The sequence below is a fragment of the Burkholderia sp. KL41 genome (assembly GCF_057005415.2).
On sequence record NZ_CM189268.1, the window covers coordinates 987,625 to 1,012,008 of the forward strand.

At 65.7% G+C, this 24,384-nt stretch carries 17 protein-coding genes and 1 pseudogene; 2 read left to right on the forward strand and 16 right to left on the reverse strand.

All coding sequences use genetic code 11. The annotated features are described in order from the left end of the window. Nucleotide 1: 1 nt before the first annotated feature. A complete protein-coding gene (locus tag PQB87_RS38500) occupies nucleotides 2-2,134 on the forward strand; it encodes an AprA-related methyltransferase (protein WP_489244582.1) in 2,133 nt (710 codons plus the stop codon). Nucleotides 2,135-2,289: 155 nt separating this feature from the next. Here PQB87_RS38500 and PQB87_RS38505 read toward each other — a convergent pair whose 3' ends face one another. The 11 genes and pseudogenes from PQB87_RS38505 to PQB87_RS38555 all read right to left on the reverse strand — a co-directional run. Further along, the gene (locus tag PQB87_RS38505; protein WP_489245151.1) at nucleotides 2,290-4,227 is read right to left on the reverse strand and encodes a collagenase; all 1,938 of its coding nucleotides are present in this window, start codon (nucleotides 4,225-4,227) and stop codon (nucleotides 2,290-2,292) included. Between the two features lie 241 nt (nucleotides 4,228-4,468). Next, the gene (locus PQB87_RS38510; RefSeq protein ID WP_059687493.1) at nucleotides 4,469-5,878 is read right to left on the reverse strand and encodes a class II 3-deoxy-7-phosphoheptulonate synthase; all 1,410 of its coding nucleotides are present in this window, start codon (nucleotides 5,876-5,878) and stop codon (nucleotides 4,469-4,471) included. Between the two features lie 81 nt (nucleotides 5,879-5,959). Further along, on the reverse strand, nucleotides 5,960-7,003 hold the full coding sequence (locus PQB87_RS38515; protein ID WP_059856077.1) for an MDR family NADP-dependent oxidoreductase: 1,044 nt from the start codon (nucleotides 7,001-7,003) through the stop codon (nucleotides 5,960-5,962). Continuing rightward, a complete protein-coding gene (locus PQB87_RS38520; protein ID WP_489244585.1) occupies nucleotides 7,000-7,893 on the reverse strand; it encodes an SAM-dependent methyltransferase in 894 nt (297 codons plus the stop codon). Before PQB87_RS38520 ends, PQB87_RS38515 begins: the two co-directional genes overlap by 4 nt. Further along, nucleotides 7,866-8,576 carry a phenazine biosynthesis FMN-dependent oxidase PhzG gene (gene phzG / locus PQB87_RS38525; protein ID WP_226127189.1) on the reverse strand — a complete coding sequence of 237 codons (711 nt, stop codon included), beginning with the start codon at nucleotides 8,574-8,576 and terminating at the stop codon, nucleotides 7,866-7,868. Before phzG ends, PQB87_RS38520 begins: the two co-directional genes overlap by 28 nt. Continuing rightward, a complete protein-coding gene (locus PQB87_RS38530) occupies nucleotides 8,542-9,750 on the reverse strand; it encodes a PhzF family phenazine biosynthesis protein (protein ID WP_502291566.1) in 1,209 nt (402 codons plus the stop codon). The genes phzG and PQB87_RS38530 overlap by 35 nt, the downstream gene beginning before the upstream one ends. Before the next feature lie 44 nt (nucleotides 9,751-9,794). Beyond that, complete coding sequence (locus PQB87_RS38535; RefSeq protein ID WP_489245155.1) at nucleotides 9,795-11,726, reverse strand: anthranilate synthase family protein; 1,932 nt, start codon at nucleotides 11,724-11,726, stop codon at nucleotides 9,795-9,797. After that, nucleotides 11,723-12,232, reverse strand: a complete 510-nt coding sequence (locus PQB87_RS38540; RefSeq protein WP_302547764.1) for an isochorismatase family protein — start codon at nucleotides 12,230-12,232, stop codon at nucleotides 11,723-11,725. Before PQB87_RS38540 ends, PQB87_RS38535 begins: the two co-directional genes overlap by 4 nt. Before the next feature lie 137 nt (nucleotides 12,233-12,369). Next, nucleotides 12,370-12,855: a phenazine biosynthesis protein gene (locus PQB87_RS38545; protein WP_059555908.1), complete on the reverse strand. Its 486-nt coding sequence runs from the start codon at nucleotides 12,853-12,855 to the stop codon at nucleotides 12,370-12,372. A 57-nt stretch (nucleotides 12,856-12,912) separates the two neighbouring features. After that, on the reverse strand, nucleotides 12,913-14,157 hold the full coding sequence (locus PQB87_RS38550; protein WP_489244586.1) for an acyl-CoA dehydrogenase family protein: 1,245 nt from the start codon (nucleotides 14,155-14,157) through the stop codon (nucleotides 12,913-12,915). Nucleotides 14,158-14,879: 722 nt separating this feature from the next. After that, a pseudogene (locus tag PQB87_RS38555) lies at nucleotides 14,880-14,999 on the reverse strand (IS5/IS1182 family transposase); the annotation flags it as partial. 43 nt (nucleotides 15,000-15,042) lie between these two features. Between PQB87_RS38555 and PQB87_RS38560 the strand changes: the two are divergent. After that, nucleotides 15,043-15,552: a hypothetical protein gene (locus PQB87_RS38560; RefSeq protein WP_489244587.1), complete on the forward strand. Its 510-nt coding sequence runs from the start codon at nucleotides 15,043-15,045 to the stop codon at nucleotides 15,550-15,552. A gap of 178 nt (nucleotides 15,553-15,730) precedes the next feature. On the opposite strand, the gene PQB87_RS38565 is transcribed toward PQB87_RS38560, so the two are convergent. The 5 genes from PQB87_RS38565 to PQB87_RS38585 all read right to left on the reverse strand — a co-directional run bounded on the left by PQB87_RS38565 (nucleotide 15,731) and on the right by PQB87_RS38585 (nucleotide 24,352). Beyond that, nucleotides 15,731-18,460, reverse strand: a complete 2,730-nt coding sequence (locus tag PQB87_RS38565; RefSeq protein WP_489244588.1) for a tetratricopeptide repeat protein — start codon at nucleotides 18,458-18,460, stop codon at nucleotides 15,731-15,733. 170 nt (nucleotides 18,461-18,630) lie between these two features. Next, complete coding sequence (locus PQB87_RS38570) at nucleotides 18,631-20,016, reverse strand: hypothetical protein (RefSeq protein ID WP_489244590.1); 1,386 nt, start codon at nucleotides 20,014-20,016, stop codon at nucleotides 18,631-18,633. Nucleotides 20,017-20,589: 573 nt separating this feature from the next. Then, nucleotides 20,590-21,444, reverse strand: a complete 855-nt coding sequence (locus tag PQB87_RS38575) for a 3-hydroxybutyryl-CoA dehydrogenase (protein ID WP_153491116.1) — start codon at nucleotides 21,442-21,444, stop codon at nucleotides 20,590-20,592. A gap of 37 nt (nucleotides 21,445-21,481) precedes the next feature. Then, the gene (gene bktB, locus PQB87_RS38580) at nucleotides 21,482-22,675 is read right to left on the reverse strand and encodes a beta-ketothiolase BktB (RefSeq protein ID WP_042973147.1); all 1,194 of its coding nucleotides are present in this window, start codon (nucleotides 22,673-22,675) and stop codon (nucleotides 21,482-21,484) included. A 48-nt stretch (nucleotides 22,676-22,723) separates the two neighbouring features. Next, nucleotides 22,724-24,352: an electron transfer flavoprotein-ubiquinone oxidoreductase gene (locus PQB87_RS38585; RefSeq protein ID WP_063813037.1), complete on the reverse strand. Its 1,629-nt coding sequence runs from the start codon at nucleotides 24,350-24,352 to the stop codon at nucleotides 22,724-22,726. Nucleotides 24,353-24,384: the final 32 nt, after the last annotated feature.

Consider the following 24,384-nt stretch of genomic DNA (forward strand, 5'->3'; position numbering starts at 1 on the left):
CATGCACGCCCGATTCGACCTTGGTGATTCCACCACCGCGCTGGCCCGGCAGCTCGAACACTATCTCGACGCCTATCCCGACGAAACGCGCACGTTGCTCGGCCTGCCGGCCGGCGCCGCGATCGGCGTCGAGGTGCTCGACGAGGAACTGCCCGTCAGGCTCGAACACCACACGCACGCGGCCACGCTGCGCATCGGCCGGCACGACGCACAGCGCGTGATGGCCTACACGCGCAGTTGCAACTGGGCCAACGGCATCGTGCTGGTGCCGACGCTGGCGCGCCTGGTGTTTGCCGGCGCGTTCGACGGCCTGCGGGCCGGAGCGCCCCGCGCGATGCGCGCGTTCGCGGCGTCCCGCCGGCCCGACCCGACCCGTAACCTCGGGATTCTGTGGGGCGCCTTCAACCTGCTGAGCCTGGCCGGCTGGCTGACCCTCGATCGCGGCGACGAAGACGCCGACTACGCGCTCACTCCCGCCGGCGAATATGTCGTCGCGTGCGTCGAGCACGCCCGGCCGCTGTTCGAGCAACTGGCCGATGCAACGTCGGTGCTCCAGCATCTGCACGCACTGTGTCATCGAACACGCGTGGCGGCCGAAGACAGCCTGCTGTATGCGCGGCTCGCGCGGGCCTGCGTGGCGGGCTGGCCGGAGCTTGCGCCCCCGGCCACCGACCTGGAACGCCAGGCGAACGGACAGCTGCGCACGGCGATGGACGGCCTGCTGCTGGGCCCGACCTGGGTCGCGCTCGACATGCCGGTGTTCGACAGGCAGCCGGATGGCCAGTACGCGCAGTCGGCGCCCGGCATCCTCGGCAAGCTCGACGAACAGCCCGGCGGGGTCGCGGTGAGCGCCTGGACACAGGCGGACCCGGTCGTCCTGGACGCGGCATGGGCGCTGATGGGCAAGTTCGGCATGGTGGAAATCGACCAGGGAAAGGTGCGGCTCACCGAGTCGGGCCGGATTCACCGTCCGATCGCCGCGCCTTATGCGGGGCTGCCCGCGTCGTATCTGCGTTCGTATGCGCTGCTCGACGAGCTCCTGTTCGGCAACCCCGATCCGCTCGACATCGACAGCGACGGCCACATCGATCGCGTGATGAATGTGTATGCGTCGAGCGGCGCCGGATCGGGGCCGGCGTCGCAGGAAATCACGACGAAGATCCTGCGCGAGCTGTTCGACGACACGCCGCTGGACCGCCAGCCCGCCGGCATCGCGGACATGGGCTGCGGCGACGGCAGCGCGGTGAAGCGCCTGGCGGAATACGTCATCACGTCGACGCGGCGCGGCCGGCACCTCGCCGACTATCCGCTGCTCGTGATCGGCGCCGACTACAACGAATCCGCACGCGGCCGCGCCGCCGCGACGTTATCCGCGCTGAAGGACATCCCCGGCGTGCAGGTACGCGTGATCGCCGCCGACATCTCCCAGCCCGACCGCTACGACGAAGCCGTGGCCGACAGCGGCCTGACCGTCACGCAGCCGGACGGCAGCGTGCGCCCGGCGCGGCTGAGCGACCTGCTGCACACCTTCATGTTCCTGGTCCACAACCGCCGGCTGGGCATCCGGCGCAAGGACGCCGCCGAAGCGATCCTCGAGCGCCATCTCCGCACCGTCGATCGGGCACGCCTGCGCGCGGTGATCGACCAGCACTATGCAGGGGCCCTGACGGTATCTGATCTGGAAGCGTTGCCGATCGGGCTCGAACAGATCAAGCGCGCGTTCAAGGTCGCGTACAGCGACGCGGAAGGGCTCGTTCCCGGTTACGTGGCGGCTGCGGATCTGATCGATTTCCTGACCCGCTGGAAGCGCCACGCGAAGCATGGCTTTCTCATCGTGGAAGGACATAGCCCGTGGGCGGAGAACCTGTGCGCGCGAGCGCCGGGCGGCCCGGACACGTGGTTGCGCACCGAGCAGCTTCCGTCGGTGTTCAACTGGGGCATGCACTTCGTGTCGCGCCAGTTCATGGCGCCGTTCAACGAATTCACGCTCGCGCTGACCCTGGCCGGCCTGCGCCCCGACAGCCCGATTTACGGGCGGATTCATCCGGAGGGGTTCCCGGCGCCTGACCTGCTGAGCGACTATCGTTTCTTCAGTATCGCGAACTACGTTGCCGATACCGGCACGGATCGCTAGCGCGGTGGCGGCGCGTGATGCCGACGCGCCGCGGCCCTCGAACCTGCACTCGAGGGCCGCTCCCTGCTCCCTGCTCCCTGCTCCCTGCTCCCTGCCCTGGCGGGTTGGGCGCCACGCTGGCCGGCGTCCGATCACGCGGCGCCGGCCCGTGCCGGTCAGCGCTTCGCCGGCACCGGCGGCTCGCCCACCGTCGTCGCGTTGCGTGCCCAGTCGGCGAACTCGGTGTCGTAGCGATTGCCGATGTACGCGACATGGTTTGCGTAGCCGTCGTAATCGCCCACCCGGAAGCGCGACACGATCGTGTCGACGTCCGCGCGATGGCGCTCGAACATGAAGCGCGTCGCCATGTAGCCCCACCGGTACGCGCGCGTGACGTAGTCACTCGACGCGTAACGCGTGCCGAGCACGTCCGAGAACCGGTAAGCGCCCGCGCGCACCGCGTCGATCGACTCCTGGTTGTCGTTCCTTCTCGACAGATACTCGGCAACGCCTTCGATCCACCACACGGTCGGCTTCGCCGTGCTCACCGAGAAGTCGCCCGCCATGTCGTAGCGGCCGTCGAGATAGTGCGTGAACTCGTGCTCGAGGTTCCACACCTTGAACTCGGGACGCAGCCACGATGCCTCGTGCGCGATGAAGCGCGCCTGGTTGCCGGGCGCCGACGGATCGCCCTCGAGATACATGCCGCCGTTGTCGGTGCTGATGCCGTAGATCACCGACGCGTATTTTCGATAGTTCGCGTAGTCGTCGAAAATGACGAGTTCGATCGTGTCGTTGCGATCGCCCGCGACCGGCTTGCGCCCGGTCTTCATCATCCGGTGGAAGTAGTCGTCCTGCCGCGCGACCGCCGTGCAGACCGACTGCAGCTGCGGCATCGTCATGTCCTGCGCGAGAATGCGCACGCCCGTGCTGCAAGCGTAGCGATTCGGGAGCACCGTGTCGGACAGCCGCTTCTTGTAGTCGCAGGTTCCGTAGTCCGCGCAGTTGCCCGGATCGCCGTAGTCGACCGCTTCCGCCGCCGCGAGCCAGAGATCGCTGTCCGTGCCCGTCATGCTCGTCGACGCGAGCATGTCCTGGATCATTTTCTTCACGCGCGGCTTCTGCGTCGGATAGCGGAGGAAGCGAAACGTTTCGCGCGCCGCGTCGGCCAACTGATAGGCGGCGCTCGTGTTCGACAGGCTCGCGCGGTTCGCGGTGACGAAGCGGTTGAGCGTCTCCGGGAGCGTCGCGTCGCTGTCGAGCATCGGCTGCGCGCCGCTGCGCTGGTGCGCGTAGAAGAACACCGTGAGCAAACCGGTGAAGCCGCCCGCCGCACTGCGTTGCAGCAGCGGCGCCGCCGCCTGCGGATTCGCCGCGCTCACGGTGTACGACGCGATGCGGTTCTTCAGCGTCGGCAGGTAGTACGCTTCGTCCCGCATGTTCGTGATGAACTTCATCAGCTCGTTCGCGGTGCTCGGCGCACGCGAATTGTCGCGATAGAGCGCATCGCCCTCCAGGCTTTGCTTGATATACGGGCGCAGCGACACCGCGAGATTCGGAATCGGGTTCGCCATGCCCGATACATCATATTGGTAATAAGCGGCACGCAGATAAATCAGCAAATTGACCAGGATCAAATTGCTCGCGTCGTATTGATAGATTTCCTGCACGAAACGACTCGCGACAGCATGCACGTTTTCGGCATTGAAGATCTGTGCGGCCTGCGCTTTATCGACCGAGAACAGGCCGTAATGGCATTCGTAATCGGGAAGATTCGCGATGTAATCGGCGAGTGCCGCGCCGCGATACTGCGTCACCACCGACATATCGTGGCAATCGGCGCCCGACGTGCTGCGCTTGCTGCGCGTGGCCGGCTGCTTGAGCTGCGAAGGTTTGGTCAGCGCCGCGCGATCCTGCTCGCTGAGCGGCAGGTTGTACTGCGCCTGCTCGGGCGACACGGGCAGATTCTGCGGCACGCGAGGCATGCGCGCCTGCCTGGGTTGCATCTGCTGCGCCGGCTCGGTACTGGCCGACGCGGCGCCGGCCAGTCCGGCGAATACCGACCACACGACGACGGCCGGCCAGCGGCGGTTTTTCTGAAGCACCTCGTTTATTGTCACTTTATTTTATGCCGGTTGTTTTTGGGCAACCAAGATATAGCATTACATATTGAAACGTCAATTTAATAGATATGAAAGATATCATCATTAATTAGCTTAACTATTTGATGATTTAAATCGATTCCATAAACAATTCAATCGACCGACACGGCACGCCGGCATCCGCTCGAGCACTGCGCGGCCTGAATACGGCGGCACTCGCCATCACCCGACCGAATTGTCGAGTACCGCCCCGCTACGCATACGCCGCGTGCCGCTCGGCGCCGATTTCGGCAACCGGCGTCGTACCCAACTTGCGCACGATCAGCATCGCGATCTCCAGCGACTGCTCGTAGTTCAACCTCGGATCGACGGTCGACTTGTAAGCGCGGGCCAGATCGGCCTCAGTCAGGTTGCGTGCACCGCCCAGGCATTCGGTCACGTCTTCCCCGGTCAGCTCCAGATGCACACCGCCCAGATGCGTGCCGCAGGCGGCATGAATGTCGAAGGCAGCCTCGAGCTCGGCGCGAATGTTCTCGAAGCGCCGTGTCTTCACACCGCCCGGGGTCGTTTCACCGTTGCCGTGCATCGGATCGCAGCACCACAAGACACGCCGGCCCTCGGTCTTGACGGCACGCAGATGCTTCGGCAACTCCGCTTCGATCTTCGCCGCGCCCATGCGCGTGATGAGCGTCAAGCGGCCGGCCTCGTTCGTGGGGTTCAGCGCGTCGATCGTGCGCAGCAACTGGTCGGTACTCAACCCGGGCCCGATTTTCAGGCCGATCGGGTTGCGGATACCGGAGCAATATTCGACATGCGCGCCGTCCAGCTGCGCGGTGCGCATGCCGATCCACGGAAAATGCGTCGACAGGTTGAACCAGCCCCAATGACGATGCACTTGCCGCGCCATCGCCTCTTCGTAGTTCAGCAGCAGGACCTCATGCGACGTGTAGAAATCGACTCTCGCATCGCTGCCGGAGGGCTCGCCCGCGAGCGCCTCCATGAAGCGCAGCGATTCGCCGATCGAGTGCGTCATCTTGCGATACTCGCCGTAAAGCGGCGAATGCGATGCCCAGGCCAGGTCCCAATGTTCGGGGTGGTGCAGATCGGCAAAACCGGCATCGCTCAGCGCGCGCACGAAATTCATCGTCAGCGCCGATCTGGAATGCGCCTCGAGCAGGCGCTGCGGGTCGGGCTCGCGCGCGTCTTTCGTAAAAGCGCTGCCGTTGACGATGTCGCCGCGGTAGCAAGGCAGCGTCACGCCGTCACGCGTTTCGGTATCCGCCGAGCGCGGCTTGGCGTACTGGCCGGCGAAACGGCCGACCCGAACCACCGGCAGCATCAAGCCATGCACGAGCACCAGGCTCATCTGCATCAGCACCTTGAGCCGATTGGCGATGATCGGCGCCGTGCAATCGGCGAAGCTTTCCGCGCAGTCGCCGCCCTGCAGCAAGAAGCATCGTCCCGCCGCAGCGTCCGCGAGCTTGCGTTTGAGCGTCAGCACTTCCCATGCGGCGACGAGCGGCGGCAGTGCCTGCAGCTGTGTCAGGGCGCGATCGAGCGCCGCCGCATCGCGATAAGCCGGCTGTTGCAACGCCGGCTTCGTCTTCCAGGAAGCCGGCGTCCAATTCTCGGCCACACGCGCCGAAGAGAGATTGCATTCCACGGTTCCACTCCCAAAATGAAATGCTGCCGATCGAACGGGTGTCGTCGCCTGGCATGCAGGCGACGCCCACGCTCCGTGCCGCTACAGCTTGACGAGCACCGTGCCCAGATAACGTCCGCTGGACGTATCGCACAACGCGCCCGGCGCGTCATCGAGGCCGTCGATCACCGTATGCGGGAACACGATCTCGCCGGCGCGCAGCCACTGCGCGAAACGCTCGAACCATTCGCCCTTCGCCTCCGGATTCGCGTCGGCGCTGTAGCCCCGCATCGTGATCCGCTTGAGGAGAAATTGAACGGTATCGATTTCGGCAGGCGCGGTCCGCCCCGTTCCCGTCGCGGCAAGCTGGCCCGACAGCGCGCCGAGGATCAGGAAGCGCGCCTCTTCGCGGGCGGCCGTGACGGCCGCCTGCAATTGTTCGCCGCCGACCGAATCGATCAGGACGTCGATGCCGCCCTGCGCCGCTTCGAGCAACTGCTCCGCGAACGGCGTGCTGCCGCCACGCATGACGGCGGCGTCATACCCAAGCTCGGAAACCAGGCGTCGTGCCTTTTCGCGCGAACTCGTGCTGCCGATCACGCGCCCCGCTCCCAGCCGCCGCGCGATCTGTCCGGCCATCGCGCCGATCGCACCGGCCGCGCTCGTGACGAACACCGTGTCGCCCGGACGGATCGTCACGCCGCGCGTCAGCGCCGCGTAGGCGGTCCAGCCGTGCCCCAGGTAGCCGAGATAACCGGCGGGCTCCGGCAGCGCCTCACCGACGCGCTGACAGCCCCATGCGGGCACCACCGCGTAGTCTCGCCACCCGTGGAAGTGCGTGACGATGTCGCCGGACGACAACCCGCTGCCGGCAGGCGCGTTCACCACCTCGCCGAGCGCTTCGCCCATCAGCGCGTCACCCGCCGACAAACACGGAAACGGCACACCGGGCACGTCTTCCGCGCCTTCGCTGATCATCGCGCGCAAGGAAGCCGAGACCAGGAAATAGCGATTGCGCACCAGCACGTCGCCCGGGCCGGCCGCCGGCGCGGCGGCGGTGACGATTTCGAAATCGTCCGGTGTCGGCAGGCCTTTGAGCTTCGCCTTCAAGCGCACGTCGCGCCGCATGGGAATCGACGGATTCATGATCCGCTCCCGCCGGGCGCCGTGCGCGTCGATGAAGCGAACCAGCCCGCCGGGATGCGCGCGACGCTGCGGCCGTAGGCTATCGTCGGGTCGTCCGAGGCATGCACGGTCGCCGTCCAGCCGTATCGGCCGAGCCAGTCGCGCACATCGTCGCGGGACGAGAGCCAACGAGCGCCCTGCGATTCGACGCGCGCACGGGCTTCCTTGCCCTCGTCGCTCATCATGCGCGCGGCGAGATGCTCGAGCATGAGCGCACTGCCCGGCGCCGACAGGTCGGCCACCTGACGGATCAGCGCATCGCAGTCCGTGTCGCGCAGATACATCAGCAGCCCTTCGATGAGCCAGATCGTGGGCTTGGCGGGATCGAAGCCGGCCGCGCGCAACGGGCTCGCCCAATCCGAGGTCAGATCGGCGACGAGAGGCCGCCAATCGCACTGCAGCGGCAATCCGGCCTGTTTCATGAGCTCGCGCTTGAAAGTGATGATGTCGTCGAGATCGAGCTCGAACCAGCGCGTGCCGGATGGACAGGCCAGGCGCGCCACGCGGCCGTCCATGCCGGCGGCCAGCGTGACGACCTGCTGTATTCCGCGGTTCAGGTTCGCGCGAATGGCATCGTCGAAGTAGCGCGTGCGGACGACGAAATATTGCGGAAAGTTCGCGCGCCGCGCGACTTCGCTGACGTGCTCGTGCGTCGGCGTGCCGGCCAGTTGCTCGATCAGCGCTGCAGCGAACGGATCGTGAAACAAGGCATCCGGGCGCAGGCTTTCGGCATGACGTTGCCAGGCAATGAACAGTGCGGTTTGGCCGACGCCAACCGGAATATCGAAAGTAGACACAGACAGGTTCCTTATCCGCAAGAGAATCAAGGTTGGAGTTGCATGGTTTTCCAATCGTCGCCATTGCGTTCGTACCTGAGGCGCCGGTGAAGCCGGTCGGAGCTGGCGGCCCAGAATTCCATCTCGTGAGGCTCGAGCCGATAACCGACGAAGCGCGGCGGCCGCGGCAACGCGACGCCGAGCGCGAGCAGCTCGGCGGCGTGCGCGAGCAGCGCTTCGCGGTCGACGAGCTCGTCGCTCTGGTGCGAGGCGCTCGACATCGCGTGCATCGGCACCGAGCGTCCGAACCAGAGCTTGTCGTTCTCGCTTTCCTCGAGCGGAACCGCCTGGCCGGAAATCATGATCTGCTGCCCGGTTTCACGCCAATACAGCAAGCCCGAGGCCCAGCCCGTCTCCGTGAGTTCGCGTCCTTTGCGGCTCGTCGAATGCGTGCAGAAAATCACGCCGCGGTCGTCGATCGAGGAGAACGCGATGATGCGCGAAGACATGCGTCCGTCGGACGTGGCGGTCGCGAGCGCGAGCGCCTTGGGCTCGCGGACGCCCGCGGCATCGGCCGCCGCGAGCCAGCGCTTGAGCAGCGTGATCGGCTCGGACGGCGGGTCGTCATATTCGGGGAACAGGACATCGACGCGTCCCGTGAGGCTTTCGAATCGACTGGTGTTCATGGCGATGTTTTCTTGATGGCAAAAGACGGGGGCGACACTAGACGCCCAGGCGGCCGCGCGCGACGACGACACCGTGACCGCTGACCTCGACCGCCTCGATGCCGTGCTCCGAGCCGTTCACCCGCGCATGCATGTGCGAGGGGCGCTTGATCTCGACGCCTTGGAGAAGATGCAGCGGCTCGCCCCACGAAATCAGTCCGTGGCGGGCAAGGTGAATGGCGATGGGGCCGGCGGCGGAGCCCGTCGCCGCATCCTCCACGACGCCGTAGGCCGGCGAGAACATCCGGCAGCGCCAGTGGTCGCCCGCCGGGGCCAGGCACATGGCCGACATATCCTCGAATTCAGCCAACGCGCGATGGTCCGGATGCACGTCGGAAAGCGCGGAGGCGTCGGGCAACGTGACGAACACGTGGCGCGGGCCGTTTCGATAGGCCTCCACGGGCAACATCGACGCTTCGACGCCGAGCGCTTCGAGCAGACGCCCGGCGCGATCAAAGCGCGTCCACGTCGGGATCGGCTGCTGCATGGTGACGTAAGCCTCGCCGGGCGCATCGGATCGCACATCGAACGGCACGAGCCCCATGCCCGTCTCGAACACGAAGCGATCCTGCGCCTTGACGTGCCTGAGGGCCACGGCCGTGCCCAGCAGCGGATGGCCCGCGAACGGCAGCTCGTTGACCGGCGTAAAGATGCGCACGTGCACGTCGCCACCCTGCTTCGACGGCATCACGAACACCACTTCCGACAGATTCATTTCGCGGGCGATCCGCTGCATGCGCTCCGCCGGCAGCGGAACGTCGACCAGGAAGACCGCAACCGGGTTGCCTTCGAGCGGCGTGCGCGTGAAGGCGTCAACGACGATGTAGTCGACGGGATGCGACGCATGGATCGGCGCCGCCGCGTGTGTATTCGCGTGCGATGCCGCCGGTTCGAGCGCGCGCATGCGTGCCGCGATCTCGCCGCTCGCGGCGCGTGCCTCCACCGAGAAGCGCAGCCGCTCGGCAACCGGCAAGCCGATCAGCGTCTGCGCATCGTTCGGCGGCAGTAGATGCGCGGGCGGACGCTCGCCGTCCCAGAGCATGATCGCGCCCCAACGATTCCTGTCTTCGTCGGCGATCCAGTGCTTCTCGCGCAAGCCCGGCACGTTCGACCAGCGCGCGAGGGTGCTGTCGTCCACACGCGCCTTCAGCGATTCGATGCTCTGTTCGGAACCGTCGAGGTTCCACCAAACGATGTCGACAATCATGAAACGCGTGTCCTGTAGGGTTCGATAAAAAGCGTGAAGAGTCGTCAGGCCGTCACCGATGTCAGGCGTTTTTCGCGGCGTATCGCGTGTGTGATGGCTTCGCCGAGAATGCGCGGCCCGTCGACGGTCAAGACCGATTCGGCGTGGAATTGCATCGAGCTGAACGTCGGACCGCGCAAGGCATGCACTTCACCCGTGCGCGGATCGCGGCTGATGGCCAGCGTGCCGACGCCGTCGATTTCCATTTCGTCCCGGACGGTCCGTGCGACGTACGTGTTGTAAAAGCCCACGCGCTCGCGCTGGCCGAACAGATCGATTTCGACCTGGATGCCCTGATTGGGCACCTCGCGCCGCACGAGCGGAATGCCGAGGATGGCGTTCAGGATCTGATGGCTCAGGCAGACGGCCATGAACGGCTTGCCCTCGTCGATGAGATGCCGCAGCCACGTGTAGAGGCGGGCGATGCGCGGATCGCCGGCGTCGCTCGGGTCTCCCGGGCCCGGCCCCATGACGACGACGTCGTAACGCGCAAGGTCCACCGCGTCGTGAACGCCGCACACTTCGGTGGCGAGGCCGAGCGACGACAATTGCTGGGCGATCATCGCCGTGAAGTGATCTTCGGCGTCGACGATGAGCGCGCGGCAACCGCTCAACTCAGCCAACTCATCGGCCATCCCGCCTTGTCGCCCGCCATATGGCCGAAACCAGAAGTCCGCGATGCCTTTGTTGCGCTCGCGCAGCGCCGCCTGCACCGATGGATGTTGTCCGAGCGCCGGGCCGGCTTCCGGCGGATCGAATGCGTTCGACAGCGCGGCCACCTTGGCATGCGTCTCCATGACTTCCGATACCGCGTCCGAATGCCGGACGAGCGTCGAGCCGACGCCGATGCGAACGTGGCCGGCGCGATCGATCTCCGCGGTGCGGATCAGGATGGCGGAGTCGAGCGTGCGCTCGCCGCGCGCATCGCGGCCGATCAGCGCTGCAATGCCGCTGTAGTAGCCGCGGCCGGCCCGCTCGTGCCGCGCGATCACGCGGGTCGCGCTTTCGATCGGACTGCCGGTGACCGTCGGCGCAAACATCGTTTCGCGCAGCAAGTCGCGGACATCGGCCTCCGTGTGCCCGACGATGAAATATTCGGTGTGGGCGAGCCGCGCCATCTCGCGCAAGTGCGGCCCCGTGACCTGCCCGCCGGCCGGGCAGATGCGCGCCATCATCTTGAGCTCCTCGTCGAGCACCATGTACAACTCGTCGGATTCCTTACGATCGCCGAGAAAAGCGTTGATCCCGTCGATCGTCGGCCCGCTTTGCGGATATCGATAAGTCCCGCTGATCGGGTTCATCGTCGCGCAGCCTTCATGCAGCGTCAGGTGGCGCTCCGGCGTCGCGCCGACGAACGTGCGTTCCCCGGTATGAATCACGAAGATCCAGTACGCGCCGACCTCCCGGCGCATCAGGCGCTTGAAGACCGCCAGCGCCTTCGCCGGCGAATAGTCGTCGAGATCGCCCTCGAGCGTGCGCTTGATGACGAAGTTCGAGCCCGCGCCGGTGCCGATCTCGTCGGTGATGACGCGCTCGACGATCTCGGCGTAGGCCTCGTCGTCGATATCGAAGTGACGCTCGCCGAGCGCGGTATCGGCATCGGGAATGGCGGCGAGCGCAAGCTGCGCGGGCACCGTTTCGTGCTCGTCGCAGGTGATGGCGACGAGCGGAGCGCCGTCGTCGTGAGTCGTGAAGCCGCGCTCGCGCAGCTGCCGGTATGGCACGAGCACAAGCAGCTCCTGACGGTCCGCACCGGCCGCCGTCGGCGCGGCCAACGGAAGCTCGGCCAGGGAGGATGGATAGGAGACCGCGCCGGCGAAGACGTCGATCGTCGCGCGCTCCCCGGCGCTACCCGTCGAACGCGCGATCAACGCGAAGCACGGCGCTTGTCCGTGGAGGACGCGATCGAAAAGGTTGCGGTTCGGAGCGGCGTTCATGCCAGCGCCTCCTCGGTGCTCACCACCTTGCCGCAACGCTGGGCCACGTATTCCAGGGCCTGGTGATGATGGTCTTCGGAAAAATCCGCCACGCCATCGGCGACGAAGAACGGTTGAATGTCGTTCGTGAACGCATCGACGGCCGACATCATTACGCCGATGTGCGCGTAGACGCCGCACAGCATCAGCTGATCGCGGCCGCTCTCCCGCATGCGCTCGCGCAGGTCGGTGCGGAAAAATGCGCTGTAGCGCCACTTCGTCAGCATCCAGTCGTCCGGGGACGGGCCGACGGCCTCGGCGACGTCCCGATCGGCCGGCGTCGTCTCCATGCCCGGCCCCCAAAAATCGCGCAGCAAACCGCGTTCCTTCTCGGTCATGCGCCCGGGATGGGCCGTGTACGCGACGGGAATACCGGCCTGCTTGCACCGTTTGCGCAGCGACGCGACATTGGTCGTCAACCTCTCGCGCAGCGTCGGCGGCAACGGCGAAAGGAAATAGTTCTGCATGTCATGAATGAGCAGCAACGCGCGCGACGGGTCGACACGCCATGACACGACATTCTCGGGCAGGCTGCCCGAATCGGGCAGCGCGTACGGTTGAATCGACGGGATCCCAGCCATTCGTCTCCTCCATTGATTATGCGTTAGCTCGGCAGGCCATCCCGGCGCACTTCGGGAACCTCGATACCCAGCGAACGGAATTGCTCGCAAGGGTTCATGAATTCGCGCTGCTCCTTGATCAGTCCGTTTTCGAAGCGGAACGAGTGAAGGAAGTGATTGCGGTAATAGCCTTGGGGGTAGCCGGGAAAAATAATCGCACCTTCGCCGCGGCACTCGACCCAGAACCAGTTCGGGTCTTGCGTCTCGAAGATCTGGATGTCGGTCCAGACCCAGTCGGGGAAGCATTGCAGCGACCACACGGCGTGCTCGCCGAGCTTCTCGCGGCCGCGAATCGCGATCGGCTGGCCGCTGTCGGTCGTCCACAGGCCGCCGACGCCATCTTCCGTGAACAGCAGGTGGCGCTTGAGCCTCGCTTCGCCACGTGTGTGCATGTACTGCTCCACGATCTTCCGGTTGTGCTGCCGGGCCGCGACGTGCGCGTGATTTTCGAGGGATTCGACGTCTGACATGCAAGCTCCTGAAGTCAAAGGGGGCCGCCCCGCCGGGAACCGGGAGGCCGCATGGGATTACACGAGGTAGCTGATTTCGCGCGGATCGAGGCCGACGAGCGCGCGGCCGTAGACAAGTTGCGGAATGCCCATCCCGAAGCCCGCGTGGCGGCTCGCCACGTTCAGATCGCGCCAGATCAGCTGCAGCGGATTGGATTCCATGAAGGCGGCGCTGCCGTAGGCCGTCATGAGGCGATCGATGGCCTCGCGGCACAGGCGCGTGACGCGCGTCGATTCCATCCGGAAGCGCGAACGCGTCACTTCGTCGGGCAGGACGCCGGCCAGTGCGTGGTGTTCGACCGTTTCGACGATGCGGCGGGCATGCAGTTGCGCGCCGTCGATCATCATCGAAGCTTCGGCAATATCGGTCTGGAACGCCGGCGAAACAGCCTGGCTCTTGAACGTGGACGAGGCGACACGGCGCTCGTGGGCCTGATCGCGCACGAGTTCCAGCGCGGTGACGATCGCCCCGAGTTGCGGTCCGAGCAGACCGATCGACAGCAAGCCCGAGAACGCGCCGCTATATAAACGGTGCCGTTCCGACGGCGGGCGCGACCGGCCCTGCACGATCGGCGCGTAAGGCGTCACGCGATGGCGCGGAATGAACAGCCGGTTCGCGACGACCGTGTTGCTGCCGGTGCCGCGCATGCCCGTGACATGCCAGGAGTCGCGGACTTCGAGCGCGCTCATCGGCATGAGGACCAGGTTGATCGTCTCGTCGTCGGCATCGACGCCTTTCGGGATCAGCGCGCCGATCCATTCGGCGTGCAGGCTGCCCGACGCGTAAGCCCACTCCCCCGTCACCACGACACCGCCGTCGACGCGTTCGACCTGGGCGCGCGAAGGCGCAATGATGAGCGCGGTGCGCGTGTCGCGGTTGCCGCCCCACACGTCGTCCTGCGTACTCTCGGGGAAGTGAGCGATCATGTAGTTGCCCATGTTGAGCACGCTCGTGACCCACGACGCCGAGCAGCAGCCGCGCCCCAACTCGTAGCAGACGTCGAACAGCGTGGCGGGACTCGCTTCGTAGCCGCCGAGCCGGCGCGGCGTAAAGAGCCGCATCAGCCCCGCCTCGGTCAGCGCGACGACGGCACGCTCGGTCAGGCGGCGCCCGGTATCGGCAGCGCGCGATTCTTCCGCGAGCACGCTGGCGACTTCTGCCGCCTTCGCGACCAATTGCTCATGCTCGACCACCGATTCATCGAGCGCAATGGCGTCATGTCTGGCCGAATTCCCTTCCTGCAAGGTGCGTTCGTCTGTCATTTCACGAGTCGTGCACTGCGAGGTTTGTATCGTGCTCACGGCGTCTCCAGAATAAACTTACGATCTTTATTGTTGAAGAATTCAAAACAATAATGGTTGCGAGAAACTTAACCACCAATTAACCATGAAGTCGAAGCAAACAAGAGCCATCACCTTTATTGGTCGCACCCTGAATCAGGAAAATATCAGGCAACAGCATCCATTAGATCGACACCCGGCTTTGCCTTACCAATCCAAAAAGGCATTTTTATTTCAATGCCATTAAATGATTCTTACGTTTTTATTTAAACCGGCCGGGAATGTCAGTCCTTCGCGAGCCACGCTGCCTCGTCGAATTCCAGTTCAAAGCCTGAGTGATGGGGCCTCTCGGGGCCTCTGTACGCAACGGAGCGCCGCACAAGCTTTTCAGCTTCGCCGGCACTTCCGACTCTCGGTGCTATTTAGCGGGCGCCGAGCAACATCCAGCAAATCGAGCCAGGCGTTCGGCATAAACCGGTTTCATAAGATTGCCCGCCCCATTTAAAGTCACGAATATAAATCCCGCCCCATTATGTTGCGCATTTCTATCGCGCCCATAAATGACGGTTAAGCGTAGGATAAATTCAAGCAAGTATCACCTGTCAAATTTGACGGGGATAACCCGCCAATCCGAATGAGACTGCGAGTGAAATATATTCTTAGATTATTTTAAAAATCCAATCGACATGCCAGAATCTGATCCATCAGCCGAGCGCGCAACCAGGTTTGAGGAACGCTTCGTGAATGTCGGCTCGACGCTCAAAGCGAATGCGAAGACGACGAAATGTGCCGAGCCCGCTACCGTATTCCGTCAGGCGCTTCGCGTCGTGCTGTAGCTGACCGACTTCGGCATCGGCCGATGGCATCATGGTCATCCGGCAGTTCTCGGTGCAGCACACGGTGGTCAACGACGGCGCGTACGACCATGCGGCGATCGTGCCCAACGCATCGACGCTGATGTACGCGTTGCCGGCGGGCAAGCCGTCCTCGCAATGGACACCGGCCGACGTGCCGGCCTGCCTGCCGTCACAAATGGCCACCTACCCGCCCCTCGGCGCCATGAACTTCATGGACGTGCAGATCAACGCGTCTATGACCGGCCATGGCCCCTATCCCGAAACGGTGACGGGGCGCGGCGTGCAGGAGCATTCGATCGATTTCCTGCAGGACAACTACGGTTTCGTCGACCCGACGCTGCGGGACGCCGTGTTCGACGACTACCGGGATGTCGTGAAGACCGGCGAGGCGATCGGCGCACGGCGGGCGAGGGATACGGCGAACACCCTGAGCACACATCCGGGCGCCACCGCGATTCCCGAAACGGTGGTGTTCGATCTCGTCACGCCGGCCAACGTGATGAACACGATCCAGACCTGATCGGCGCGCGCGTCGGATCGGCATCACTCGTGGTTTGCGAACCGCGCGTAGCGGTATGGGCGGCGGGCACCAACCAATAGCGGTTGATCCGCGGCGAATGACGGACGCGAATATTGCATTCGAAAAAAACACCCCATGCTCCGGGACACATCATCCGGTCATCTGTAGCCAGCCCTGTTCACGGTAACGTCGAGATCAGATTCGCGGCAATCTCGGCGGCACGCTGTTTTTCCCCGTCATCCAGTCGCTTGGCGATTCGCGCCTCGACGATCGCTGCAGCAGCGCCATACCTCTCCAGACCCGGCAAGGCCTCGAAACTCGCGCGCGAACGCGCGATCCACGCGGCGCCGAGGGCTCGGTCTCTCGGCAGACCGTTGCCGGTCAGGAACCGCATGCCGACCGCATACTGCATGAACGGATCCCCGCGCAACGCCTCGTTCAGGCTCGACAGCCCGTCCCACTGGCGGTTGGCAGCCGCGATCGCGCTGGCGGGCGAGTCGCTCCATAGCGTGGCAGCCGGATCGGCCGGCACCAGCCAGCGCTGCTCGCCGGCCGAATGCCCCGTGTCCGTGTCCATTGCCGGCGCGAGGCTGCGCAGCGCAAGCGCGATCTCGGATACCGCCGAGCCACGTCGCGCCGCGCGGCGATGCCAGTCCATTGCGACCGTTTCGTCCCGGGGCACGCCGTCGCCCGTTTCGTACATCAGCGCAAGATCGCTTTCCGCCCACTGCGATCCGGCAGACGCCGCACTGTTGAGCCACGTGGACGCTTCCTTCGGATCGCGCGCGACGCCGCGACCGTGCAGATAGGCGATTCCCACCATCCGCTTCGCGTCGGTGCTCGTCGGCGCGGCACGCAGTGCCCATGCGAACGCTTCGTAGTCGTCGGTGCGACCGCCGAGCCCGGTCGACAGATGCCACGCGAGCGAACCTTGCGCCGACACGTTCCCCTGCTCGGCCGCGCGGCGAAACCAGTACGTCGCCGCATCGAAATCCACCGGGACGCCGTCGCCCAGATCGTACGCATCGCCGAGTGACGACTGATACGCCGGCTCGCCGCGATCCGCGAGTTTCCATTGCCAGTACGCCCGCTCGTCCGCGGCAACGAGGCCGCTATCGGCCGACGCAAGGACGCGCATCGCGCCGACATTGCTGCCGGCGGCCGTACGGCACCAGCGCGCGGCCTCGGCCGGACGGCGCGGCGTGCCATTTCCATCCAGATACATCGCGCATAGCATCGCCTGCGATGCAGCGTCGCCCAGCTTCGCCCCGCGCGAGAACCAGTCGAATGCGATCGCCGGCTGCGGACCGCCCGACTGCCCGCGCCAGTACACCGTGCCCAGCGCCGAATACGCGGCGGGCACCTTGCGGCTCGCGAGGTCCTCCAGCCATTGAAGCCCCGTCCTGCCCGCGAACGACGTGTGGTGCTCGCTCAGGTAGAACCCGGCCGATACGCCGGCAGCCGGATCGCCGGCGTCGGCGGCCTGCTTCAGGTAGCGCAATCCCGTCTGCTCGTCGCGCGGCACGCCGGCTGTACCCGTCAGGTACTGATGGCCGACCCACCGCGCCGCCTCGATGTTGCCGTGGTCCGCGGCAAACCGGAACCACTGCATCGCCTGCGTCCGGTCGACGCTCGTGCCTTCTCCACGCCATGCCATGTTGGCGGCCATCAGGGCGGCCGCTTCGTCACCGCGATCCGCGCCGCGCGTGGCCAGCCGAAAGGCCTTGCGCATATCCACCGGCTCACCGTCGCCGCGTGCCGCGTAACGCGCGAGATTGGCCGCCGCGGCGCCATTGCCCTGCGCATCGGCTTTTTCGAACCACGGTTTGGCGGCGACGGGATCCGCCTGCGTCCCCAGGCCGTTCTGCAGCATTGCGCCGAGATCGTTCTCGGCGACAGCCAGCCCATCGTCGGCCGCGCCCTGCATCCATCCCAACGCGGCCTCTTGGTCGACCGGACCACCGCGGCCGAACAGATAGAGGTTCGCCAATGCGTAACGCGCCCGTGTATCGCCGGCGAGCGCCGCCTTGCGGTACCAGTCGCGCGCCTTCGCGTCGTCGCGCGGCACACCCGTCCCGCTTCCGTACAACTCGCCGAGCCTGCGCTGCGCGTAGATCGAGCCGGCGCGCGCCGCGGCCGAAATCAGGCTGAAGCCGCGCTGCGCGTCGCGCGGCACACCGATGCCCGCGAGATAGAGGTTGCCCAGCACCGCCTGCGCTTCCGTGTGGTTCTGGTCCGCCGCCGCGCGCAGCCACGTCGTTCCCTGGCCGACATCGCGCTGCACGCCGTCGCCCCGGACCAGCATCAGGCCGAGCACGAACTGTCCGTCCGCCTGGCCGCCCGCCGCGGCGCGCGACAGCCACGCCGCCGCGACCACCGGGTCGCGCGCCACCCCGCGCCCCGCCAGCGCGAATTTCCCCGCGTTCGCCGCGCCCGCCGCCGACCCGCCCTCGGCAGCCTTCACGAAGTACCGGTAGGCGGCAGCGTTGTCGGCCGGTTGCCCGTCGCCGTCCGCGCGCATCCCGCCGAGCTGGTTGGCCGACGCCGCGTCGCCGTCGCGCGCCGCCGACGCGAACCACGCGTATGCCGCCGCAGAGTTCCGCGGCAGCGCGACACCGTCGTAGTAGAGGTAGCCGAGTGCGCGCCTGGCCGGCGTCGAACCGTCGCTCGCCGCCGATTCGAGGATCGTCATCCCGCGTTTCAGGTCCGGTCGAGCCGCGTAGCCATGCAGCACCATCTGTCCGTAGAGCGCGCGGGCCGTCAGGTTGCCGGCCTCGGCTTCCTGCCGGCAAAGGCTGCGAATCTGCGCGGGTTTGTCCTTCAGCAGGAGGCTGTCGAACCCCGCGTTCAGCGTCACTACGCATGGCGTCGTGTCGTCGTGGACGGAAACGGACCCGGCGCGTTGCATTGCCGGCATCGCGGCAGGCAACGGCCCGGGCCGAGGCGCAGCGGCGCTGCCGAACCCGATGGTCAGCCCCGCCATCAGCCCTGCGGCTCCGACCGACCGTTTCAGCGCGGGCCCGACGCAGTTGAACCGCCGCACCGCCGGAACGCGCGGCCGAGGTTTGCCCACCGGCCTCATGGCTTCACGATCGTGACGTTCTTGATGATGACGTCGGTTCTGCCGGCCTCGTCATCGATCGTCTTGCTCAATTCGATCCCGTAGTCGGCCAGCCATGCGGAACGAACCCGAGACGTCGTCCCATCCTTGCGTACCTCGCTGCAGTCGAGATTGACGGCATTGCCGGTCAACGTCCCGAAGATCGTCGACGCCGGTTCGGTCTTGCCGATCTCGCATCGCCGGGTCAGTTGGCCGCGGCTCGACGGTTGGGGCAGAGCGAACTCGATGCGTTTGCCCTCGGCCAAAGGCGCGTTCGCCACCGCGATTGCCGACGCATCTTTCAGCATGCCGAGCTGCTGTGCATCGAAACGGCCTTGAACGCTCTGGCCCATGAGTTCCGCGATACCCGACGTCAACCCGAAGTAGGACCAGTCAGTCGCGCCGGAACCATCGCGCGTGGTCATCAATTCAGCGACCACGCCGTTATTGCGCCTATTGACGTAGGTGTCGACATACGGCCCTGCGGCCTTCGGCGTCGTCTTGTTCACCCATTCGCCGTCCACGATCAAGCGCGAATACGGCAGCGGCCGGCTACCGTCCGGCGGCAACTGGCTGCGAATCGCCTCCTGCAGGCGCCGCTCGTCGAACACTTCGTCCAGATACGCGTCCGGATCGGCCAGCACGGTCTCGCTCGCCGACTTGCCGCCGGAAATCATCTTGAAGAGTTCGTAGGTGATGCGTTGCTGTTCCGGCTCCGGAAGCTTGTCGATCATACCGACGGCAAACGCAATCGCCTCGCAGGACTTCGACGCGCCGGGCTTCGAAAGCGACGCCGGCAGCTCGATCGTATTCATGCGTGCGTCGACGTCGAGCAACTCGGCCACGGTGTAATGCTCATCCCCGGACGCCGTGCCATCGCGATTCAACAGGATGTCCATCATCTCCAGCACACCCTTGAGCGACTTCGACGGGAGCGTCTTCGCCAGCGCCGCCAGATCCTTGCCGCCGATGTCCGGCATCGCGCAGTTGTTCCGCGATCCGCGCGCCATATCCGCCGTCACCCGCAGGGCCTTCAGCCGCGCGGCCGGCGGCAGCATCGTGTCGACCAACCCGGGCGAGCTGCTGCGCAGTGTCGTCAATCGCGCGAGATAACCGGGTTCCTGCACGATTCGGGTGAACCACGCGATCAGGATCTGCCCGTTGTCCGAGTCTGGATCCACCCCGATCTGCGCAATATATGCGCGCGCACGTTCACTGATCTGTGCGGGCGTCAGGTTAATGACCGGATTCGCCGCTGGCGTGGAAACCGCCGGCTCCGCAGGCGCGCTCTGCACGCCCAATCCATATGCCGTTGCGGTCGCGATGGACAGCAACACCCCGAAAAGGCCTGTTTTTATTTTCATCTTGTCGTCATTCGATTGCGTTGATCGGCCGAGCGCGATTCCGCCCCGGACTTTCGCCTGAAATCCAGCGCGCGAACGTCCGGGACCGTACCGATGCGCCGGTCGCGCGCAGCTTCGCGTGTTGCGACCGCGTTGTCAATGGCGCGCGCGCTCGGCGACGCACCACCGCGGATCCGGTCCCGTTGCGATGCTGTCGTGTCGGGGTTGCCGCGCGAATGTTCGGGGAGAACCAGGCAAACGCTCGACGGCGCTCACGTTGCCGCGTCAGCTGTCTTTTTTCTTTCGACGGAGTACGGTCGACGCTCATCCCCGCTTGTGCGCGTTCCCAGCCGAACGCACCGCTTCTCGATGCCGCACATGGCGGGCCTGTTCGACAGGCACGGATGATGGTTGCACAGACGAAACCGCGTGATTCTCAAGAATTGTCAAGGCTCAAGCTGACGCAGCGGTCTCGAAGGCAACGCACCTCTCCTGCCCGCCCCCAATGAAAAACGCGGGTGGCGAACCGCACCGGATGAACACCTCCATCCGGCACGACTCGCCACCCGCGTTGAAGACTTCCCGGTGCGCTGCTTACTTGCTGTAGTCGTACACGCCGCGCCCCGTCTTGCGCCCCAGCCGGCCGGCCGTCACCATCTCGCGCAGCAGCGGGCACGCCCGATACTTCGGGTCGCCGAAGTCCTTCACGAACACGTCCATCACCGCGAGGCACACGTCGAGGCCGACGAGGTCGGCCAGCGCGAGCGGCCCGATCGGGTGGTTCGCGCCGAGCTTCATCCCCGCGTCGATCTCCTCGGCCGACGCGATGCCTTCAGCCAGCACGAAAAACGCCTCGTTGATCATCGGCACGAGAATCCGGTTCACGACGAAGCCCGGCGAGTTACGCACGCCGATCGGCGACTTGTCGAAACGCTCGGTCAGCTCGCGCACCGCCGACGCGGTCGCTTCGCTCGTCTGCAGCCCGCGGATGATCTCGACGAGCGGCATCAGCGGCACCGGGTTGAAGAAGTGCATGCCGACGAAGCGCGCCGGATCGGCGAGCGGCGCCGCGAGCGCGGTGATCGAGATCGACGACGTGTTGGTCGCGATGATCGCGTCGGGCCGTGCGACGGCCTCGATCTGCTTCAGGATGCGGCCCTTCAGCTCGACGTTCTCGGTCGCGGCTTCGATCACGATATCGACCGACGCGAGCTGCGCGTAGTCGGTCGACGTCGTGATGCGCGCCAGCGCCGCATCGCGTGCGGCTGCGTCGAGCTTGTCCTTCGACACGAGCCGCTCGAGGCTGCCCTTCAGTGTCGCGACGCCCTTCTCGAGCGCGGCGTCGCTGACGTCGATCATCACGACGTTGAGTCCCGCAACGGCGGCGGTCTGCGCAATGCCGTTGCCCATGGTTCCGGCGCCCACGACGCCGACAATTTCGATGGTCATGTAGTTCCTGTGTGTTCGGGTGCTGAGCGGTCGATTATCAGATGTTCTCGAAGATCGCCGCAATCCCCTGGCCGCCGCCGATACACATCGTCACGAGCGCGTAACGCCCGCCGATGCGCTTCAGTTCGTACAGCGCCTTGACCGTGATCAGCGCACCGGTCGCGCCGATCGGGTGACCGAGCGAGATGCCCGACCCGTTCGGGTTGACCTTCGCCGGATCGAGGCCGAGCTCCTGCGTGACCGCACATGCCTGGGCGGCAAACGCCTCGTTCGCCTCGATCACGTCGAGATCGGTGATCTTCAGGCCCGCGCGTTCGAGCGCCTTCTGCGTGGCCGGCACGGGGCCGATGCCCATGTACGCCGGATCGACCCCCGCGTGCGCATACGCGACGAGCCGGGCGAGCGGCTTCACGCCCTGCGCGCGCGCGGCGTCCGCGCTCATCATCAGCACGGCCGCGGCCGCGTCGTTGATGCCCGACGCGTTGCCGGCCGTCACCGTGCCGTCCTCCTTCTTGAACACCGGGCGCAGCTTCGTGAAATCGTCCGCACTCGCGTCGTGACGCACGTGCTCGTCCGTGTCGAACGCAACCTCGCCCTTCTTCGTGCGGATCGAGATCGGCAGGATCTGGTCCTTGAAGCGCCCTTCCGCGATCGCGCGCGCCGCGCGACGATGCGATTCGAGCGCCAGCGCGTCCTGCGCGTCGCGCGAGATGCCGTACTTCGCCGCGACGTTCTCGGCGGTCACGCCCATGTGGATCGTCTGGAACGGGTCGTGCAGTGCGCCGAGCATCATGTCGACGAGCTTGCCGTCACCCATGCGCTGGCCGAAACGCGCGGCCGGCACCGTGTACGGCGCGCGGCTCATGTTTTCCGAGCCGCCGCCGATCGCGACGTCGGCGTCGCCGAGCATGATCGTCTGCGCGGCCGACACGATCGCCTGCAGGCCCGAACCGCACAGGCGGTTCACGGTCAGCGCGGGCGTGTGCTGCGCGACGCCGCCGTCGATCGCCGCGACGCGCGCGATATACATGTCCCTCGGTTCGGTGTTCACGACGTGGCCGAACACGACATGCCCGACCGCATCGCCCGACACGTTCGCGCGCGACAGCACTTCGCGCACGACTTTCGCCCCGAGGTCGGTCGGCGAGAAATCCTTCAGGCTGCCGCCGAAATCACCGATCGCGGTACGGACACCGCTCACCACCACGACTTCTTTCGCTGCATTGCTCATCGTCTCACTCCGGTTCGTTCGCGCCCGCAGGCGCGGGGATACGTTGCGTTACATGTTCGGGTAATTCGGCCCGCCACCGCCTTCCGGCGTGACCCACACGATGTTCTGCGTCGGGTCCTTGATGTCGCAGGTCTTGCAGTGCACGCAGTTCTGCGCGTTGATCACGAGGCGATCGCTGCCGTCGTCGTTCTTCACGAACTCGTACACCGCCGCCGGGCAGAAACGTCCTTCCGGCCCCGCATACGTGCGCAGGTTCACGTTCACCGGCACATTTGCATCCTTCAAGGTCAGGTGCGCCGGCTGGTTCTCTTCATGGTTCGTGTTCGAGATGAACACCGACGACAGCCGGTCGAACGTCAGCTTGCCGTCCGGCTTCGGGTACTCGATCGGCTCGCACTGCGACGCCGGCTTCAGCATCTCGTGGTCCGCGTGCTTGTGATGCAGCGTCCACGGCACGTTGCCGCCCATCACCTTCTGCTCGAGGCCGACCATCAGCGTACCGAGGTACAGCCCTTTGGCCATCCACTGCTTGAAGTTGCGCGCGCGGTACAGCTCCGTGTACAGCCACGATTGCTTGAAGGCATCCGGGTAGGCATTCAACTCGTCGCTTTGACGGCCTGCCTGCACCGCGTCGAACGCGGCGTCGGCGGCCAGCATGCCGGTCTTGATCGCCGCGTGGCTGCCCTTGATCCGCGACGCGTTCAGGAAACCCGCGTCGTCGCCGATCAGCGCGCCGCCCGGGAACACCGTCTTCGGCAGCGACAGCAGCCCGCCCGCCGTGATCGCGCGCGCGCCGTACGACACGCGCTTGCCGCCTTCCAGGAACGCGCGGATCGACGGATGCGTCTTGTAGCGCTGGAATTCCTCGAACGGCGACAGGTACGGGTTCGTGTAGCCCAGGCCCACCACGAAGCCGACCACGACCTGGTTGTTGTCCATGTGGTACAGGAACGAGCCGCCGTAGGTGTCCGACTTCAGCGGCCAGCCCGCCGTGTGGATCACGAGGCCCGGCTTGTGCTTGGCCGGATCGATTTCCCACAGCTCCTTGATGCCGATCCCGTAAGCCTGCGGATCGGCGTTCGCGTCGAGCTTGAACTTCGAGATCAGCTGGCGGCCGAGGTGGCCGCGGCAGCCTTCGGCGAACAGCGTGTACTTCGCGTGCAGTTCCATGCCGAGCTGGAAGTTCTCGGTCGGCTCGCCGTCCTTGCCCACGCCCATGTTGCCGGTGGCGACGCCTTTCACGGAGCCGTCGTCGTTGTAGAGAATCTCCGCAGCGGGGAAACCCGGGAAGATCTCGACGCCCAGCGCCTCGGCCTGCTGACCGAGCCAGCGCGTGACGTTGCCCAGCGAAATCACGTAGTTGCCGTGGTTCTGGAAGTTGGCGGGCAGCGCCCAGTTGGGCGTGGTGACCGCGCTTTTCTCCGACAGGAATAGGAAGCGGTCTTCCGTCACCTCGACGTCGAGCGGCGCGCCGCGTTCCTTCCAGTCGGGGAACAGTTCGGTGATCGCGCGCGGGTCCATCACCGCACCCGACAGGATGTGCGCGCCGATCTCGGAACCCTTCTCGAGCACGCACACGCCGATCTCGGTGCCTTTCTCGGCGGCCAGCTGCTTGAGCCGGATCGCCGCCGACAGCCCGGCGGGGCCGCCGCCGACGATCACGACGTCGTATTCCATCGATTCGCGCGGGCCGTACTGCGCGAGCAAGT

Excerpts from the sequence above, each read along its gene's own strand:
- bktB (WP_042973147.1), bottom strand. The coding sequence starts at position 22,675 with ATGAGCAATGCAGCGAAAGAAGTCGTGGTGGTGAGCGGTGTCCGTACC.
- PQB87_RS38535 (WP_489245155.1), bottom strand. The coding sequence starts at position 11,726 with ATGAACGCCGCTCCGAACCGCAACCTTTTCGATCGCGTCCTCCACGGA.
- PQB87_RS38540 (WP_302547764.1), bottom strand. The coding sequence starts at position 12,232 with ATGCAGAACTATTTCCTTTCGCCGTTGCCGCCGACGCTGCGCGAGAGG.
- PQB87_RS38550 (WP_489244586.1), bottom strand. The coding sequence starts at position 14,157 with ATGACAGACGAACGCACCTTGCAGGAAGGGAATTCGGCCAGACATGAC.
- PQB87_RS38560 (WP_489244587.1), top strand. The coding sequence starts at position 15,043 with ATGGTCATCCGGCAGTTCTCGGTGCAGCACACGGTGGTCAACGACGGC.
- PQB87_RS38565 (WP_489244588.1), bottom strand. The coding sequence starts at position 18,460 with ATGCAACGCGCCGGGTCCGTTTCCGTCCACGACGACACGACGCCATGC.
- PQB87_RS38515 (WP_059856077.1), bottom strand. The coding sequence starts at position 7,003 with ATGAATCCGTCGATTCCCATGCGGCGCGACGTGCGCTTGAAGGCGAAG.
- PQB87_RS38585 (WP_063813037.1), bottom strand. The coding sequence starts at position 24,352 with ATGGAATACGACGTCGTGATCGTCGGCGGCGGCCCCGCCGGGCTGTCG.
- PQB87_RS38530 (WP_502291566.1), bottom strand. The coding sequence starts at position 9,750 with ATGATTGTCGACATCGTTTGGTGGAACCTCGACGGTTCCGAACAGAGC.
- PQB87_RS38575 (WP_153491116.1), bottom strand. The coding sequence starts at position 21,444 with ATGACCATCGAAATTGTCGGCGTCGTGGGCGCCGGAACCATGGGCAAC.
- PQB87_RS38500 (WP_489244582.1), top strand. The coding sequence starts at position 2 with ATGCACGCCCGATTCGACCTTGGTGATTCCACCACCGCGCTGGCCCGG.
- PQB87_RS38545 (WP_059555908.1), bottom strand. The coding sequence starts at position 12,855 with ATGTCAGACGTCGAATCCCTCGAAAATCACGCGCACGTCGCGGCCCGG.
- PQB87_RS38570 (WP_489244590.1), bottom strand. The coding sequence starts at position 20,016 with ATGAAAATAAAAACAGGCCTTTTCGGGGTGTTGCTGTCCATCGCGACC.